Genomic DNA, 17,523 nt, shown 5'->3' on the forward strand with positions numbered 1-17,523 from the left:
TTGCGTATCAGTCAATATTTTTAATTTTCGGATTTAATTTTTGTCTAATTTAGATAGGTTAATCTGAAAATTATGATGCATCCCGATACAAAGCTGAAATGGATCAGTGATCAAAAAGGATTTGGAGTTGTGGCAACGGCTTTAATCCCGAAAGGAACAATTACCTGGGTACAGGATGAACTGGATAGTGTTTTTCCTCCTGAAACACCAGACAGGTTAAAACCTATTACCAGGGATCACCTGGAAAAGTACAGTTTTAGAAATAATAAAGGGGAGCATATTCTTTGTTGGGATATCGCTAAATATATGAATCATAGCTTTAGTTCCAACTGCCTTTCTACGGCTCAGAATTTTGAAATTGCGGTTAGGGACATTCAGATAGATGAAGAACTCACCGATGATTATGGGTACTTAAACCTTTCAGAAGCTTTTATGCCCGAAGATGAGGATGCAGAGCGTAAAACCGTATTTCCAGACGATATTCTCACCTATTATAAGCAATGGGATAAAACACTGGAGCCTTTGTTTCCGGTTATCGAGACGCTGGACCAGCCTCTATTTGAGTTGCTTTCAGAAAAAGTGAAAGATGATATTCATGAAATTGCGAATGGTAAAAAGAAAATGCCATCTACAAAAAATCTCTATTTTGAGCCTGAGAAAAGCAGAATTTAGGCTTCTAAATTTAGCCAGTCGGTAATTCAGCCTTATTTTTGCTGAAAAATCAAGCTTTTGAAAAACCCGGTTGCTATAGCCTCTATCGGTACGATTTCTACCTTAGGAAAAACTTCTGAAGAAATCTGGAAAAATTATCTTTCCGAAGATCATTTTTTTCAGAAAAAAGATATTGAAGGAGCCACTTCCTGGATGGGAAAATTACCTGAAAATATTCAGAAAGAAGTCGCGTCGTTAAGAAGCGAAAATTCAAAATACCGGCATCTGGATGAGTCGGTACTTTTTGCTATTCTGGCGGGAAGAGCCGCTTTTAAAAATTTAAATATTTCAGATAAGGACGCCGGTATTAATATAGGTAGCAGCAGAGGGGCTACCGGTCTTTTTGAAAAATATTATTCAGAATATCTCAAAACGGGAAAATCTTCTATCTATAGTTCACCATCTACTACCCTGGGAAATATCTCTTCTTGGGTAGCGCAGGATCTGGAACTGGAAGGTCCTGAATTTTCTCACAGTGTCACCTGTTCTACAGGGATGCATTCAATTTTAAATGCCATCGCCTGGCTTAAAAGCGGAATGGCGAAAAGCTTTCTGGCCGGAGGCAGCGAAGCCCCACTTACTGGTTTTACGCTGGCACAGATGAAGGCGATGAAAATTTATGCTTCTGAAAATATTGATTTTCCATGCCGTTCGCTGGATATGGACAAAACCAGAAATTCTATGATCCTGGGAGAAGGGGCAGGAGTTGTGGCGTTGAGTCTGGAAAATGAAGAAACTCCAATAGCGGTGATAAAAGGAATTGGCTTTGCCAATGAAACTTTAAAGCATGGAGCTTCTTTGAGCAAAGATGGAAAGTGTCTTCAGAAATCTATGGAAATGGCCATGCAAGGCCTGGATAAACAAGATATAGATGCTGTGGTGATGCATGCTCCCGGAACAATTGGGGGAGACCTTTCCGAAGTAAATGCCGTAAAATCTGTTTTTCAGGATAAATTACCTGCAATTACAAGTAATAAGTGGAAAACAGGACATAGCTTTGCAGCCTCGGGAATACTGAGCCTGCAAATGGCAATTTTAATGCTTCAGCATCAGCAATTTTTGCCGGTTCCTTTTTCAGAATTTAAACAAGAACCAGATAAACTTGAAAACATATTGGTAAATTCGGTGGGATTTGGAGGTAATGCAGTATCTCTCCTTATCGGAAAAAAATGATATTGTTCGTTATTCCGTTTATAAATCTTAAGGGAGCTTTCCTGAATAAACCTTAGTTTTCGTTATTTTTGAATACAAATCGAATTACATGGCACTAAAACACGACTGGACCAAAGAAGAAATTCTAGAAATATATAATAAACCGTTTATGGAGCTGCTTTATGATGCAGCTACCATTCACCGTGAACATCACGACCCAAATACGGTTCAGGTTTCAACCCTGCTTTCTATTAAAACAGGAGGATGTCCTGAAGATTGCGGGTATTGCCCACAGGCAGCCCGGTATCATACAGATCTGGAAGGAAATGATCTTATGAGCGTAAACCAGGTGAAAGCTCAGGCATTAAGAGCGAAAGCTTCAGGAAGTTCCCGTGTTTGTATGGGTGCAGCCTGGAGAAACGTAAAGGATGGTGAGGAGTTTGATAATGTGCTGGAGATGGTGAGGAGTATCAATAAACTGGATATGGAGGTTTGTTGTACGCTGGGAATGCTTACTGAAAACCAGGCGCAACGTCTGGCAGAAGCAGGGTTATATGCATATAACCATAACCTGGATTCTTCTGAAGAATATTATAAAGAAGTTATTTCTACCCGTGGTTATCAGGATAGGCTGGATACTATTGGAAATGTTAGAAAAACCAATGTAACTGTTTGTAGCGGCGGAATTATTGGAATGGGGGAAAGTGAAGCCGACCGTGCAGGAATGCTGGTAGCGCTTTCAACTTTGAATCCTCAGCCGGAATCTGTACCGATCAATGCTTTGGTGCCGGTAGAAGGAACTCCAATGGAAGAACAGGAGCCGGTTCCAATCTGGGAAATGATTAGAATGGTCGCAACTACCAGAATTGTAATGCCTGAAACCCAGGTGAGACTTTCAGCAGGAAGAACACAGATGAGTAGAGAAGGGCAGGCGATGTGTTTCTTCGCAGGAGCAAACTCCATTTTTGCCGGAGATAAACTACTAACTACTCCTAATCCTGATGTAAGTGAGGATATGGAAATGTTCAAAATGCTTGGGTTAAATCCTCAAAAAGCCTTTGAGAAAAAATCTCAGCCTGAAAGTGTAGCTGCGGAAAAATCAAAATATCAGTCTCAGGGAGAGAAACCAAGATGGTCACGTCCTGAACATAAAATTGATCGAAACCTGGAAGCTCAACAAAACGCCAAAACTAAAGCATAGTTATAAATAGGATACTTGAAACTTGATCTTGAAAATATTCCCAGAAGAAAGAATCTTTCCAAAGAAGATTTCCTGAGGGAATATTTTATTCCTAAGAAACCGGTAGTTATCGAAGATCTTACTGAGGATTGGGACGCGAAGAAAAAGTGGAATTTCGAGTATTTTAAAGCGAAAGCTGGCGAGGTAATAGTTCCATTATATGATGGGACACCCGCCAAAGGCAGGCAGAGTTCACATGGCGCAGCGATGAAGGTTCCTTTTAATGAATATATAGATATACTAAAAAAAGGGCCTACAGATCTAAGAATGTTCTTTTTTAACCTGCTTCAAAATTGCCCTGAGTTAATCAAAGATTTTAAATATCCCGATTTGGGGGTAAAATTCTTTAAAAAACTTCCGGTATTGTTTGTTGGGGGTGAAGGTTCCAAGGTAGTGATGCATTATGATATGGATCTTGCGAATAACTTTCATTTTAATTTTGTAGGAGAGAAGAAAGTTATTCTTTATCCGCCAGATCAAACGGGTTTATTATATAAAGTGCCTTATTCTATTGTGAGTATGGAGGTAATAGATATGGATAAGCCAGATTTTGACAAATATCCCGCCCTGGCGCAGGCAAAAGGTTTTGAGACCAGGCTAAAACATGGAGATACTTTATATATTCCCAGCCATTGGTGGCATTTTATAAAATACGAAACAGCTTGTTTATCATTAACTTTACGTTCACTTCCAAAATCTCCAAAAAAGATTGCCGAAGTTTTAAATAATCTTTTGTTCATTAGGAATTATGATAATTTAATGCGCAAACTTAGAGGTCAGAATTGGATAGACTATAAAAATAGATTGGCAATAAAAAGAACACATAGAAAGGCAGGTATTGAAGAATGAAGAACGAAAAAATGAAACTGCAGCAAATACCCAGGGTTAAGCGAATTTCTAAAGCAGATTTTATTCGGGATTACGTTCAGCCACAAAAACCGGTAGTTATCGAAAGGCTTATCGATGACTGGCCTGCCTATGAGAAATGGAATCTTGAATATATTAAAGAAGTAGCAGGGGATAAAACCGTTCCTCTTTATGATAACAGGCCAATTTCTTCCAAATATAAATTCAATGAGGCTCATGCGAAAATGAAAATGAGCGAGTATATAGATCTTTTAAAAGCAGGGCCTACAAACTACCGTATTTTTCTTTATCATTTAATGAAGGAAGTGCCCAGCCTTCAGAAAGATTTTAAGTTTCCTGATGTAGGCTTAAGATTTCTAAAACAGTTGCCAATGTTATTCTTTGGTGGAGAGAATTCCAAGGTATTTATGCATTATGATATAGATTACGCCAATATTCTTCATTTTCATTTCCACGGAAAAAAGCAATGTATTTTATTTCCGCCTACACAAAGTAAATATTTATATAAAGTTCCACATGCTTTGATCGCCAGGGAAGATATCAATTTTAATGATCCTGATTTTGATCAATTTCCGGTATTAAAAAAAGCTGAAGGCTATATTACAGAATTAAATCATGGGGAAACTTTGTATATGCCTGAAGGTTACTGGCATCATATGACGTATCTTACTGCAGGCTTTTCTATGAGCCTTAGAGCAACTTCCCGTAATTTGACTAATTTTTCAAAAGCTGTTTATAATCTTATTTTTATGCGACATTTTGATAATTATATGCGCAAGTTAAGAGGTCAGAAGTGGATAGATTACAAAAATGAGCAGGCTGTTAAGCGCACTCATAAAAGAAACGATGTTAGTCTGTAAGATCGTTAATGCAATCAAAAACTAAAGTAGATTCGTAGCCTTTTCGCAAAAGGTGGTCAGCTAGTTTTCCCTTTTTTTTATATGCATTAGGCTCCTTTATTTTTTCTAATTTTTTTTCAGCTAACTCATAAAGTGTTTGCCGGTAATCAGACTCTTTTATTTCTGAAAGCCCTAATTTGATGATGGGAGATGAAATTCCACGTTTTTTCAGTTCCTGAATAATCTTTACTCTTCCCCATTTTTTAATTCTGAATTTCCCGCGAACAAAACTTCTGGCAAAACGTTCTTCATTTAAAAATCCTTCCTGCATCAGGGAAATAATGATTTGCTCTTTAGCCTCCGGAATCATTTTCATATTATCCAGTTTATCCTCTACCTCCTTCTGAGACCTGTCGCGGTATGCACAATAGTGCATTAGCTTTTGCAGCGCTTCTTCTACGGTATAAGACTTTTGATTATGCTGCATTCTTAGATAGAAATTTCTTCAGATTGATAAGCTGAAATATAATCATGAAAAGTAACCAGATAGAAAAGCAAACCACTTCCGCAGCAATTATATAGTAGGTGTCATAAATATTGATAGTGAGCTTTTCTCCATAAAATGCAAAACCAAAGATGAGGGTAATAATACTTACTATAGTGGAATATTTTCTCATATTCCAAATATAAAATATTGATGAGTATTAAGACATGATAATACAAGATTCCCGGTAGATTTTTGGATATAAAAAAGCCTTTCAAACGGTTGAAAGGCTTAAGTAGTTTACAGAATAAAAGGTTTTATTTGGCTTTTTTATTGAGTCGACTTTCGGCTAGTTTGTCCAGTTTATTGTCGGCATCATATTCTTCATCCAGGGTTTTCTGAAGTTTTTTAGCAATATCTTTATGACCTAGTTCTTTTGCATAGCGAACTACTGTACCATAGCCGGAAATTTCATAATGTTCCACTCTTTGCGCATCTGCAATAAGACCGGCATCTCTTACTTCTTCACTGGCATCTTCTTTTAAAAAGTCTTCAGCCTCTTCAATAAGCCCCTTCATTGCTTTACAGGTCTCTCCGGTTGGTTTTATGCCTAGTTCTTTACAGATTTCGCCTAATCTTTCTTTATGTTCTTTTGTTTCTTCCAAATGGCTTTCAAAAGCATCTTTTAGCTTTTTGTCGTGGGCATTTTTCACCATTTTAGGTAGTGCCTTAATCAGCTGGTTTTCTGCACTGTAAAGATCTTTTAATTGATGTTCAAATAACTCCTTTAAATCTTTCATGATTTTATATTTTATGGTTAATTATATAAAACTACTTCTGATTATGCTGTATTGAAGTTAAATGAGTACTAAAGATTTGTTGAGTATTTGCTAATTCAATCTTCTGAACTAATAATATTTTTAAAAGTGCTAATTCTGAAAAGTTCAGGCATAAAAAAACGCCTTCCAATTGCTTGAAAGGCGTTTTCTTTTATTTAATCACTTTCCCGTCTTTATCGTGAAAGTGGTACTCTAAATACGTGTAAGCATCGCGAGGTAAAATTTTCACCCAACGTTTGTGGTCTACAAACCACTTAGATCGGGGAGATGGAAAGCCTTTGGTTAAAAAGGCTGCAATAAATGGATGTGCGCTAAGCGTGATCTTTTTATGTTCTTTTTTGATCAGTTTTTCAAGGTCCACTTTAATTTTGTTCACCAAACTTATTGGTGCTTCAATTTCACCATTACCGTTAGGGTTGTCCTCACGGGTCTTGATGTTCATTTCTGGCCTTACGCGCTGTCTCGTAATTTGAATTAATCCAAACTTACTTGGAGGCAATATTTTGTGTTTTGCCCTGTCGTCACTCATCTCATTTCTGAGGTGGTCATAAAGCTTCTTTCTATTTTCAGCTTTATTCATGTCTATGAAGTCTACTACAATAATACCTCCCATATCACGAAGTCGTAACTGGCGGGCTATTTCTGTAGCGCTAATCATATTTACCTCTAGTGCGGTATCTTCCTGGTTTTTGGATTTATTGGAACGATTTCCGCTATTTACGTCTACAACGTGCATAGCTTCTGTGTGTTCTATTACCAGATAGGCGCCTTTACTCATAGAAACGGTGCGGCCAAAGGAAGTTTTAATTTGTCTTTCGATACCACTTTTTTCGAAAATGGGTTGGTTGGATTGATGCAATTTTACGATTGATTCTTTTTCTGGAGCAATTTCGCTCACATAATCTTTAATTTGGGTATAAAGCGTCTCATCGTCTACTACTATAGAAGTAAAGGAGTCATTAAAAATGTCTCTTAGCAGGGACGATGCCCTGTTCAATTCTCCCAATACTTTAGAAGGATGATGCGGTTTATACAGTTTTTTACACATGGCTGTCCAGCGACCTACTAAATTTTGGAGATCTCTGTCCAGTTCTGCTACTTTTTTGCCTTCGGCTACGGTTCTTACAATAACCCCAAAACCTTTGGGTTTAATGCTTTTTACCAATCTCTTTAGGCGTTCCTTTTCATCTTTGCTTTCAATTTTTTGAGAAACTGAAATTCGGTTTGAAAAAGGTACTAATACAATATAACGGCCGGGTAAGGAAAGCTCTGAGCTTATCCTTGGGCCTTTTGTAGAGATAGGTTCTTTTACAATTTGAACCAGTAGCGACTGATTTGATTTTAAGACATCGGCAATAGAGCCGTTTTTGTCTATATCCTTTTCAAAAGAAAAATTCTTTAAAGAATAATCTTTTAATTTACCTGTGCTTACACGTTTTAAGAACTTCAATAAAGAAGATACCTGAGGTCCCAGATCATGATAGTGTAAAAAACCATCTTTCTCATAGCCAACATTAACAAATGCGGCATTTAAACCCGGTACAGCTTTTCTAATTTTAGCGATATAAATATCACCAACATTAAATTTTGTACTGTCTTCTTCCTTGTTGAGTTCAATAAGTTTTCCATCTTTTAATAAGGCAAAATCTACAGCAGAAGGTTCGGACCGGATAATTAATTCTTTGTCCACACTTCCAGATTTTTTTATCCATATCTGTATTAAAACAAACATAGATGGATTAAACATTATTTTTTCACAGGTTTTGAATCCTGAAGAAACCTCGGCGACATAAATAATTTGTCGAGGGTTTCAATTTCAAAGAACGATTTTAATTAAATAAAAAAAGTAGTAATCACACTACTTTTTCTTGTGGCGATTTGCTCTTCTTCTTTTCTTACGCTTGTGCGTAGCCACCTTATGTCTTTTTCTTTTTTTACCACTTGGCATAGTGTACTGTCATTTAAATTAATAATTATTTCTTTTGAAGCCTGACCAGGGTCGGGGATCAATTATTTTACCTCAACATTAGATTTCACTCCTTCAACAAAAATCTTTGCAGGCTTGAATGCCGGAATGTTGTGTGCCGGAATTTTAATGGTAGTGTTCTTAGAAATGTTTCTACCGGTTTTTTCTGCTCTTGTTTTTACAACAAAGCTTCCAAAGCCACGAAGGTACACATTATCTCCACTTTCAAGAGAAGTTTTTACTTCATCCATAAAAGATTCAATAGTAGCTTGTACGTCTCCTTTTTCCATTCCCAGCTTTTCTGAAATGTTTGCTACGATATCTGCTTTCGTCATTTTCGTGCTATTTAAATTTATAATTGGGGTTTCAATTTTTCAAGGGGGCAAATATAAGAATTAAATCTGCAATATTTCAAACCTAATCCACTAATAATAACGGAATAAACTCCTATTATTGCAGAGATTCCTAATTTAATATGGTTTTATCCAATAGACTGACGCATTGGTACTTGCAAAACAAACGTGATCTGCCATGGAGAAAGACTCACGAACCGTACCACATTTGGCTAAGCGAAATCATGCTTCAGCAAACGCGAATAGAGCAGGGTTTACCTTATTATAATAAGTTTATACAGGCTTATCCAAGTGTTTTTGATCTTGCAAATGCAACCCCAGAAGAAGTACTAAAACTTTGGCAGGGATTAGGGTATTATTCCCGAGCTAGAAACCTTCACGAAACAGCAAAATATGTTGCCTTTGAGCTCAATGGTAAATTTCCCGGTACATATAAGGGGCTTCTAAAATTAAAAGGAGTTGGTGATTATACTGCCAGTGCTATTGCTTCCATTTGTTATAATGAGCCGGTAGCGGTTGTTGATGGAAATGTTTATCGCGTGCTATCACGTATTTTTGGAATAGACACTCCTATTAATAGTGCCGCAGGCATCAAAGAATTTAAGCTGCTGGCGCAAGAATTACTGGATAAAAATGATCCGGCAACTTTTAATCAGGCTATTATGGAGTTTGGAGCCTTGCATTGCAAGCCACAGAAACCAAAATGCGAAATATGTCCTTTTAACGATAGTTGTTTAGCTCTAAAAAATGATAAGATCAAAGAGCTTCCGGTAAAGCTGAAGAAGAATAAGGTTAAGAAAAGGTATTTCAATTACCTGGTTTTTAATCATGAAAATGAAACAACAATTCTTGAGCAACGTGTTGGAAAAGGGATCTGGAATGGGTTATATCAATTTCCACTGGTAGAATCTGAAAGATTAATAGATGAAAAAGAATTGGTAACATTTGAAGCTTTTAAAAACTCAATTACCGGTTCTGGTGTTGAACTGGAACTTTTTAATGAGATTCCTGTGATTCATAAGCTATCACACCAACATTTAATTACCAGGTTTTGGGTGGTAAATTCGGGTACAGCTTCAGAAAATTCTGTCAAACTTAAAAATGTTACAGATTATCCCGTCCCGGTTTTAATTGAAAATTTTTTGAATGAGTATCTGCCTGATGGCTATAAATAGATCCTTGTTTATATCTTTGACGTTTTTTGCCCAATCAGGCAGAAATTTTTAGTATTTTAGAATAAATTTTGACTCAATAAAACCGTTTTTCGGCTAATAAAAAATGTAGGTAATGACAGGAACATTGAATAAAGTAATGCTAATTGGGCATACAGGAGATGACGTGAAAATGCATTATTTTGAAGGTGGCGGTTCTATTGGAAGATTTCCGCTTGCTACAAATGAAAGCTATACCAATCGTACTACCGGTGAACGTGTTACCAATACAGAATGGCATAATGTAGTGGTTAGAAATAAAGCTGCTGAAGTTTGTGAGAAATATCTCAAGAAAGGGGATAAGGTTTATATTGAAGGTCGTATAAAAACACGTAAATGGCAGGATGATGCTGGAAATGAAAAGTATTCTACAGAAGTTCATTGTACAGAATTTACATTTTTAACGCCTAAAAATGAATCTAATGCGGAGCCTTCAGGAAAATCACAGGCTTCTGGAAATACTTCCGCTAAACCTAAAAGTGATAACTTTGCAAACAAGAATGAGTTTTACTCTCAGGACGAAGAGGAAGATGATTTACCATTCTAAATTTAACTAAAATTTTCGCCTTTGGATTCGGAGCCTCCCAGTTTGCTTTTGTTGTGGACCACAATGGGAATTACCCATCTTTTCAGCTTGATATTTTTATTTGTGCTATTGCTATGTTCTGCGCTTATTTCAGGTGCTGAAGTAGCATTCTTTTCACTAACTCCCGCGAATTTTATTACTGAAGACGGGAAAAGGTCAAAAACGCAAAATATTGTTATAAATCTTCTGGAAAAGCCTAAAAAGCTTCTGGCTACTATTCTGGTGGCCAATAATTTTATAAATATCGCGATCGTTCTATTATTCGATAGTTTGGCAGACGATCTTTTTTCTGGCATAAATACAGAGTTTTATGGGGTGGATCTCCGATTCTTCTTTGAAGTTGGTTTAGTAACTTTTCTAATCCTTCTTTTTGGTGAAATTTTGCCTAAAGTTTATGCGAGCCGAAATAAAGTTCAATTTTCAAACTTTATGGCTTACCCCATCAATTTTTTGGATAGTCTTTTTTCTCCGCTCAGTACTCCAATGCGGGCAGTAACCCTTTTCTTTCATGAGAAATTTGGAAAACAGAAATCCTTTATTAGCATAGATCATCTTTCCCAGGCCCTGGAACTTACCAGTGAAGAGGATACCACAAGGGAAGAACAGAAAATACTTCAGGGAATTGTTAGCTTTGGAAATACAGATACCAAGCAGGTAATGAGGCCAAGAATGGACATTTTTGCTCTTAATGAAGAGAGTTCTTACTTTGATATTATTCCCGATATTATTGAAAATGGATATTCGAGAATTCCGGTATATAAAGAGAATGTAGATAATGTAACTGGGATTTTATATATAAAGGACTTGTTACCTTATCTTAATAAGAAGAATTTTGAATGGACCAGTTTACTTAGAGAACCTTATTTTGTTCCAGAAAATAAGAAGCTTGATGATCTATTAAATGATTTTAAGAATAAGAAAAATCACCTTGCCATCGTTGTAGATGAGTATGGTGGTACCAGTGGCCTTATTTCTTTGGAGGATATTATTGAAGAGATTGTAGGGGATATTAGTGATGAGTTTGATGATGAAGATCTTATCTATTCTAAACTGGATGAAAATAATTTTGTCTTTGAAGGCAAAACTCCGTTGAAAGATTTTTATAAGATAGCCAAGATCGAAGATCCAATGGTTTTTGAAGATCAAAAAGGAGAGGCAGATACGCTTGCAGGATTTCTATTAGAGATTTCCGGAGGTTTTCCAAAGAAAAATGATGAGATCACATTTTTAAATTATTCCTTTATAATTGAAGTGATCGATGATAAACGAATCAAACAAATAAAACTGAGTATCGCGCCAGTATGAGAAAATTGATTTTGGCTTTTATAGGAATTTCCTTTCTGTTTTCATCATGTAAGAATGATGTGCAGCCTAAGCCTAAAGCTTTTCTTGCACTAGAGTATCCGGAAGCGAAATATGATCAGGTTGATATAGGTTGTCCTTATATTTTTGATAAAAATATGCTGGCAAAAGTGGCTCCTTCCAGAAATCGTATCCCATGTTGGATTCAACTGGATTATGAAAACATGAAAGGCTCTATTTTTATTACCTATCAACCGGTGAAAAATAATTTAGATTCCCTGTTGACTGATGCTCAAAAATTACCCTTACAACACACCATCAAAGCAGATGTGATTGAAGGTGATGTATATACCAATAAACTCCATAGTACTTATGGAATGTTTTATGAGGTTGACGGGGATGCTGCTTCGCAAGCTCAATTTTATCTTACCGATAGCACGAACCATTTTCTTACGGGTTCTGTGTATTTTCAAAGTCTTCCAAATTTTGACTCTATAGTTCCTGCTGCTGAGTATCTTAAAAAAGATATTCGTCATTTGATGGAAAGTCTTCGCTGGTCTTATTAACATTTGTATGTTAATTATTCCTAGTATTTATTGGGAAATCCTTAATAAAAATGCTTATTATTGTTAATATAACTGTAAAATTAACAATTATGAAGCAATTTTCTTTGAGTTATTTCAAAGTGATTTTCTTTCTGCTTTTTCCTTCTTTACTTCTGTCTCAGGAAGTTCTGGAAGGGAAAACGATCAATGATGCTACCGGTGAGGTGGTGCCTTTTGTAAATGTGATCGAGAAAGGAACTAGTAATGGTACTACCAGTGACTTTGAAGGTAATTTTAGTATTAGCGTACCGTCACTCCCCACGACCCTGGTATTCTCATATTTAGGTTTTGAAACTCAAGAGCTAAATGTTACCGAGAATTCTCCTTTAACAATAAGTTTTACTGAATCTGCCGCAGCGCTGGATGAAGTTGTTGTTACGGGACTCGCAACATCTGTTAAACGTACTAATTCTGCAAATGCGGTAGCTTCAATTTCAGCTGATGAACTTACTGGAACCACCCCTCCACCTACACTAGATGGAGCGCTATATGGTAAATTTCCGGGCGCTATCGTTAACGCCAACTCCGGCGCACCTGGGGGAGGTCTTTCGGTAAAGTTAAGAGGTGCTACATCTATTCAGGGAAATACACAGCCATTATATATAGTAGATGGTGTATATATAGATAACTCATCTATTGCCGCTGGTTTAAATACAGTGTCTGCCGCTGCTGCGGGAGGTAGTGCTTCTAACCAGGATAACCCAACCAATCGTATAGCAGATATAAATCCAGAAGATATTGCCAATATTGAAATATTAAAAGGTGCGTCTGCGGCTGCTATTTATGGATCTCGTGCTGCTGCCGGGGTTGTAATTATTACCACTAAAAGAGGTAAAGCCGGCGAAACCAAATTTAGATTATCCCAGTCGGTAGGTTGGAGCGAAGCAATTAATCTTTTAGGTGTTCGTGATTATACTGAAGAAAGAGTATTAGATAGCTTTGGAGAAGATGATCTTGAAGCCTTCATCGCGGCTAGAGATGCTGGGAGACTTGTAGATTATGAGAATGAAATTTATGGTGAAAAAGGAATCATTGCGATTACAAATTTCAGTATGAGTGGAGGTAGCGAAAACACTAAATTCTTTGCAGGAGTTACTCATAATAATGAAGAAGGTATTGTGAAAGGAACCGGATACGAGAAAACATCTTTAAGACTGAATCTGGATCATAGTCCGGAGGATTTTTTAAAATTCACTTTAAGCTCAAATTATATATACTCCGCATCAAACCGTGGTTTCTTCAACAATGATAACTCGGGAACAACTATTGGTATTGCTTTAACACGATCCAGACCTTGGGATCAACTTTTTCCAAACGAAGACGGAATATATCCGGATCACCCGAATAACTCATCAAACCCATTACAAACTCGTGATTTGGTAACGAATAGAGAAATTGTAAACAGACTTATAATGGGTGGAACTGCAAATCTGGATATTTACAGAGCTGATAGTTCTAATCTTGAATTAATTCTACGAGGTGGACTTGATTTTTATGGACAAAAATCGAGAGCAATATTTCCGAAAGCATTGCAATTTCAAAAAATTTCGAATGGTGGTTTAAATGGTGTTTCCGTTCAGGGAGATACTCAAAATAAAAATTATAACCTTTCAGCATTTTTAGTGCACAACTATTTTACGGATAGTGATGTAAATTTCAGAACACAATTTGGTGTAACCAGAGAATATTTTGATCAAAACATAGAGCTTATTACCGCTACCGGACTCGTAGCTTCTGAAACCAATGTGGATCAGGCTGCCAATACCGGTGTGAACCAAACTAGATTACTACAGGAAGATTCAGGTTTCTTTGCTCAGGAAGAGGTTAATTTTCAAGATAAGTTTATAGCTACTTTAGGTATTCGTGGAGATAAATCTTCTAATAATGGTAATGCAAACGACTTATTTTATTATCCAAAAGCATCCTTGGCAGTTAATCTAAATGAATTCGGTTTCTGGAATGAATCTTCAGCCTGGAATCAATTGAAATTAAGGGCTGCTTATGGGGAAGCTGGAAACTTTCCTCCTTTTGGAGCGTTATTTACTTCATATAACGCATTTTCAACAGATGGTATTCTCGGGATCAGTCTTATTGGTATTAGAGGAGACGGTGATCTAAAGTCTGAGCGCCAGAAGGAACTGGAATTTGGTACTGATGTGAGTTTCTTTGAAAATAGATTGAGCCTTTCTGCTACTTATTATATTAAAACTATTGAAGATCTTATTCTGCAAGCGAATCTTGAACCATCTACAGGTTTTACTACTCAATTTGTAAATGCGGGAAGCTTGAGGAATAAAGGTGTGGAGATAGGTTTAAATGCAACTCCTATTTTCACAGATGATATGCACTGGAATGTTGGGGTAAATTTCTTTAAGAACACTTCTGAAATTACAGAATTAGATGTTCCTCCTTTTAATATTGGTGCCTTTGGGGCGAGTCTTGGAACTTTTAGAATTGAAGAAGGTAAAAGTGCAACCCAGATAGTTGGGGGATATCCTGAAGGTTTAAGAGTGATTGGGAATGCTGAACCCGACTTTCAAATGGGATTCAATAGTGATTTCAATTATAAAGATTTTCAATTCACCATGCTATGGCAGTGGAAAAATGGAGGAGACAATGTGAACCTCACCACACTTCTTACAGATCTTAATAGAACAAGTCATGATTTTGATGATTTTGGAGCAGATCCATCAGGAGAATTGACCAATGGTGAATATAGACCTGGAGCGCCACCGGAAGTGCATGTGGAAGATGCAAGTTATGTAAGGTTACGCGAAGTTGGTCTGTATTATACTTTAGATGATGATATAATTTCAGGGATTCTTAATGGAAGTATAGACAGCGTGAAATTTGGACTTTCTGGAACTAACCTATTGAACTTCTTTGATTATAACAGTTACGATCCCGAAGTTTCTAATTTTGGAGGAGCCTCAATCTTTACAGGAGTTGATGTTTTACCTTTTCCTTCTTCAAAAAGGTTTTTATTCAATGTAGCAGTTAACTTTTAAGCAAAATAATGATGAAAAAATATATATATAAAATATTGTTTCTTACTTCGCTTCTTTTGGTAACAAATTCCTGCGAGGTAGAAGAATATTCCGATTTAAATAATGCGGAAGTAGATGCATTTCAAGATAACCTTACAAGAGGGGACTTACAGGATCTTGTAGGTGGTATTCTTTATAGTTCCAGAGTTCGTTTAGGAACCTATTTTGACGATACCGGAGTGATAGGTCGCGAATATTACAGATTTTCAGGCTCAGAACCTCGTTTTACAGGCGATTTACTGGGTAGAGAAGGGCTTATGCTGGATAATAATACCTTTTATATCACTGCTCCATGGGGCGCTCGCTATAGAACGGTTAAAAATGCCAATTTAATTCTGGGCTTTTTAGAAGGTCAGGATCTTTCAGCTCAATTTTCTGAAGCTGAATTATCCGGAGCCAGAGGATTTCTAAAAACATTTATTGCCTATGAATTACTGTTAAATCTTAATCTTACCTACGAAAATGGGATTCGATTAGATGTAGATGATGAAAATAATTTAGGTCCGTTTGTTTCCAGAACTGAAGCTCTATCGGGTATTAGATCATTATTGGAAGAAGGTGCCGGCGATTTAGCAAGTGGCGGGGATTCATTTCCTTTTATTCTATCCTCAGGCTTTAGTGAATTCGATTCACCAGATTCATTTTTAGAAGCTAATAAAGCAATTTCGGCAAGGGTTGCAGCATATCAGGAAGATTATCCTGCTGTACTATCTTTCTTAGAGGATTCTTTCTTATCTCTGGATGCTACAGAACTGAATAATGGTATTTTTTATAACTTTTCCCTGGATCAAACTGATATTTCAAATCCATTGTTTTTTGCTGTGGAAGGTTTAACAGCGGGGAATGCAAGAGTTATGCAACCATCATTTTTAACAGATGCTGAAAGTGGGGACGAAAGATTAGATAAAGTTGCCGAGTTGGATGCGCCAATTACGCAGGACAATTTATCTGGAACTTATGCCGTATTCAGATATAAATCCAATACAGATGATATTCCAATTATCCGTAATGAAGAGCTTATACTTCTTTATGCGGAAGCCAATATTTTTCAAAACCCAGATGAAGCTGTAAGTGCTTTAAATATTATAAGAAACGCGGCTGGTCTTGATGATTATGACGGAGCTACTTCTGAAACAGCTCTAATTGATGAAATGTTGATGCAGCGAAGGTATTCGCTGTATGCAGAAGGGCATAGATGGATAGATATGAGAAGGTATGATAGATTAGATGAATTGCCAACAGACAGGCCGGAAGATGATGTCTTTGTGCAATTTCCAATTCCACTTACCGAGAATCAGTAATTAAAAGCTCATAATGCTAGAATTAAATCCACTTCAATTTATTTGAAGTGGATTTTTTATTTTCAAACCAAACCTAAAATATATCTTCGCAGTCTGAAATTAAAAATAGCAGGCTTTGAAAAACCTAAAATGGATCTATTTAATCATACTTTCTATAGTTTGGGGAAGTTCTTTTATTCTAATTAAAAAGGCGCTTATTGGTTTAACGGCTATGCAGGTTGGTTCTTTCAGGATCATATTTGCAGCTATATTTTTGATATTGGTAGGCTTTAAGAGTATTAGCAGGTTAACAGGAAAACAATGGAAATGGATCATAATATCAGGTTTTCTTGGGTCTTTTTTTCCGGTTTATTTATTTGCCTATGCTGAAACTGAAATAGACAGCGCTATTGCATCTATTCTGAATGCAACCACCCCATTATTAACCCTCATTTTTGGAGTCTTATTCTTTCGGGCTGTTTTTACTCAGAATAAAATTCTAGGGGTTATAATAGGATTATTGGGTACAGCCGGACTTATTTTAAGTGGAGCCAGTATCAATCCAGATCAGAATTATCTCTATTCTCTACTGGTTGTTATTGCTGCAGGATGTTATGCTATGAATGTAAATATCTTAAAGACCCGAATGAGTGATATTTCGCCTTTGGGGATTGCCGCCGGAAACTTCACTGTACTACTAATTCCTGCACTCGCTTTACTATATTTTACGGGTTTCTTTAGTCTTCCGGAATATACTCAGGAGATTGAATTATCTATACTGTTTGTAGCGATTCTTGGTGTTATTGGAACTGGGGTGGCCATGATCATTTTTAATAAGCTTGTTCAAATAACAGATCCGGTTTTTACAACTTCCGTAACCTATACTATTCCTGTAGTAGCCTTGGGGTGGGGAGTTTTGGATGGTGAGATTTTTAGTTTTTGGCAGCTTGTTTCAGCCTTTGTGATCTTAGTAGGAGTTTTTATAGTGAATAAGTCTAGAAATCTTATTTCCAGGCATAGTAAACAGGCAACATAAAAAAA

General features: G+C 36.7%; 17 protein-coding genes. 12 read left to right on the forward strand and 5 right to left on the reverse strand.

The genetic code is table 11. From position 1 onward, the window contains the following. Positions 1-72: 72 nt before the first annotated feature. The 5 genes from GFO_RS16815 (at position 73) to GFO_RS16835 (ending at position 4,830) form a co-directional block, all read left to right on the forward strand. The gene (locus GFO_RS16815) at positions 73-672 is read left to right on the forward strand and encodes an SET domain-containing protein (protein ID WP_011711403.1); all 600 of its coding nucleotides are present in this window, start codon (positions 73-75) and stop codon (positions 670-672) included. A gap of 57 nt (positions 673-729) precedes the next feature. After that, positions 730-1,884 carry a beta-ketoacyl synthase N-terminal-like domain-containing protein gene (locus GFO_RS16820; protein ID WP_011711404.1) on the forward strand — a complete coding sequence of 385 codons (1,155 nt, stop codon included), beginning with the start codon at positions 730-732 and terminating at the stop codon, positions 1,882-1,884. Between the two features lie 88 nt (positions 1,885-1,972). Continuing rightward, positions 1,973-3,064: a biotin synthase BioB gene (bioB, locus tag GFO_RS16825; RefSeq protein WP_011711405.1), complete on the forward strand. Its 1,092-nt coding sequence runs from the start codon at positions 1,973-1,975 to the stop codon at positions 3,062-3,064. Positions 3,065-3,079: 15 nt separating this feature from the next. Beyond that, positions 3,080-3,952, forward strand: a complete 873-nt coding sequence (locus tag GFO_RS16830; protein WP_011711406.1) for a cupin-like domain-containing protein — start codon at positions 3,080-3,082, stop codon at positions 3,950-3,952. Then, a complete protein-coding gene (locus GFO_RS16835) occupies positions 3,949-4,830 on the forward strand; it encodes a cupin-like domain-containing protein (protein WP_011711407.1) in 882 nt (293 codons plus the stop codon). The genes GFO_RS16830 and GFO_RS16835 overlap by 4 nt, the downstream gene beginning before the upstream one ends. On the opposite strand, the gene GFO_RS16840 is transcribed toward GFO_RS16835, so the two are convergent. From GFO_RS16840 to GFO_RS16860, 5 genes are all read right to left on the reverse strand, one after another. Further along, positions 4,820-5,296, reverse strand: coding sequence for a regulatory protein RecX (locus tag GFO_RS16840; protein ID WP_011711408.1), 477 nt, complete (start codon positions 5,294-5,296; stop codon positions 4,820-4,822). The two genes, GFO_RS16835 and GFO_RS16840, sit on opposite strands and share 11 nt — an antisense overlap. Further along, positions 5,286-5,486 carry a hypothetical protein gene (locus GFO_RS16845; RefSeq protein ID WP_011711409.1) on the reverse strand — a complete coding sequence of 67 codons (201 nt, stop codon included), beginning with the start codon at positions 5,484-5,486 and terminating at the stop codon, positions 5,286-5,288. The genes GFO_RS16840 and GFO_RS16845 overlap by 11 nt, the downstream gene beginning before the upstream one ends. Before the next feature lie 124 nt (positions 5,487-5,610). Further along, a complete protein-coding gene (locus GFO_RS16850; protein WP_011711410.1) occupies positions 5,611-6,093 on the reverse strand; it encodes a YciE/YciF ferroxidase family protein in 483 nt (160 codons plus the stop codon). 190 nt (positions 6,094-6,283) lie between these two features. Next, positions 6,284-7,822, reverse strand: coding sequence for an Rne/Rng family ribonuclease (locus GFO_RS16855; RefSeq protein WP_041250426.1), 1,539 nt, complete (start codon positions 7,820-7,822; stop codon positions 6,284-6,286). A gap of 320 nt (positions 7,823-8,142) precedes the next feature. Continuing rightward, complete coding sequence (locus GFO_RS16860) at positions 8,143-8,433, reverse strand: HU family DNA-binding protein (RefSeq protein ID WP_011711414.1); 291 nt, start codon at positions 8,431-8,433, stop codon at positions 8,143-8,145. A 140-nt stretch (positions 8,434-8,573) separates the two neighbouring features. Here GFO_RS16860 and mutY point away from each other — a divergent pair, with 140 nt between their 5' ends. From mutY to GFO_RS16895, 7 genes are all read left to right on the forward strand, one after another. Beyond that, positions 8,574-9,626, forward strand: a complete 1,053-nt coding sequence (gene mutY / locus GFO_RS16865) for an A/G-specific adenine glycosylase (RefSeq protein WP_011711415.1) — start codon at positions 8,574-8,576, stop codon at positions 9,624-9,626. A gap of 112 nt (positions 9,627-9,738) precedes the next feature. Beyond that, the gene (locus GFO_RS16870) at positions 9,739-10,209 is read left to right on the forward strand and encodes a single-stranded DNA-binding protein (protein WP_011711416.1); all 471 of its coding nucleotides are present in this window, start codon (positions 9,739-9,741) and stop codon (positions 10,207-10,209) included. Positions 10,210-10,230: 21 nt separating this feature from the next. After that, the gene (locus GFO_RS16875; protein WP_011711417.1) at positions 10,231-11,553 is read left to right on the forward strand and encodes a gliding motility-associated protein GldE; all 1,323 of its coding nucleotides are present in this window, start codon (positions 10,231-10,233) and stop codon (positions 11,551-11,553) included. After that, positions 11,550-12,116 carry a gliding motility lipoprotein GldD gene (gldD, locus tag GFO_RS16880; RefSeq protein WP_011711418.1) on the forward strand — a complete coding sequence of 189 codons (567 nt, stop codon included), beginning with the start codon at positions 11,550-11,552 and terminating at the stop codon, positions 12,114-12,116. Before GFO_RS16875 ends, gldD begins: the two co-directional genes overlap by 4 nt. A gap of 89 nt (positions 12,117-12,205) precedes the next feature. Further along, positions 12,206-15,163: a SusC/RagA family TonB-linked outer membrane protein gene (locus GFO_RS16885; protein WP_041250427.1), complete on the forward strand. Its 2,958-nt coding sequence runs from the start codon at positions 12,206-12,208 to the stop codon at positions 15,161-15,163. Positions 15,164-15,174: 11 nt separating this feature from the next. Next, complete coding sequence (locus GFO_RS16890) at positions 15,175-16,503, forward strand: RagB/SusD family nutrient uptake outer membrane protein (protein ID WP_041250428.1); 1,329 nt, start codon at positions 15,175-15,177, stop codon at positions 16,501-16,503. Positions 16,504-16,618: 115 nt separating this feature from the next. Further along, positions 16,619-17,518: a DMT family transporter gene (locus GFO_RS16895; protein ID WP_011711421.1), complete on the forward strand. Its 900-nt coding sequence runs from the start codon at positions 16,619-16,621 to the stop codon at positions 17,516-17,518. The last annotated feature ends 5 nt before the right edge of the window (positions 17,519-17,523 follow it).

Source organism: Christiangramia forsetii KT0803, assembly GCF_000060345.1.
Taxonomy (GTDB): domain Bacteria; phylum Bacteroidota; class Bacteroidia; order Flavobacteriales; family Flavobacteriaceae; genus Christiangramia; species Christiangramia forsetii.

Bases quoted from the DNA above. Each gene is read 5' to 3' on its own strand.
- GFO_RS16815 (WP_011711403.1), top strand. From the start codon at position 73: ATGATGCATCCCGATACAAAGCTGAAATGGATCAGTGATCAAAAAGGA.
- mutY (WP_011711415.1), top strand. From the start codon at position 8,574: ATGGTTTTATCCAATAGACTGACGCATTGGTACTTGCAAAACAAACGT.
- GFO_RS16835 (WP_011711407.1), top strand. From the start codon at position 3,949: ATGAAGAACGAAAAAATGAAACTGCAGCAAATACCCAGGGTTAAGCGA.
- GFO_RS16870 (WP_011711416.1), top strand. From the start codon at position 9,739: ATGACAGGAACATTGAATAAAGTAATGCTAATTGGGCATACAGGAGAT.
- gldD (WP_011711418.1), top strand. From the start codon at position 11,550: ATGAGAAAATTGATTTTGGCTTTTATAGGAATTTCCTTTCTGTTTTCA.
- GFO_RS16850 (WP_011711410.1), bottom strand. From the start codon at position 6,093: ATGAAAGATTTAAAGGAGTTATTTGAACATCAATTAAAAGATCTTTAC.
- GFO_RS16845 (WP_011711409.1), bottom strand. From the start codon at position 5,486: ATGAGAAAATATTCCACTATAGTAAGTATTATTACCCTCATCTTTGGT.
- GFO_RS16885 (WP_041250427.1), top strand. From the start codon at position 12,206: ATGAAGCAATTTTCTTTGAGTTATTTCAAAGTGATTTTCTTTCTGCTT.
- GFO_RS16890 (WP_041250428.1), top strand. From the start codon at position 15,175: ATGAAAAAATATATATATAAAATATTGTTTCTTACTTCGCTTCTTTTG.
- bioB (WP_011711405.1), top strand. From the start codon at position 1,973: ATGGCACTAAAACACGACTGGACCAAAGAAGAAATTCTAGAAATATAT.
- GFO_RS16860 (WP_011711414.1), bottom strand. From the start codon at position 8,433: ATGACGAAAGCAGATATCGTAGCAAACATTTCAGAAAAGCTGGGAATG.
- GFO_RS16840 (WP_011711408.1), bottom strand. From the start codon at position 5,296: ATGCAGCATAATCAAAAGTCTTATACCGTAGAAGAAGCGCTGCAAAAG.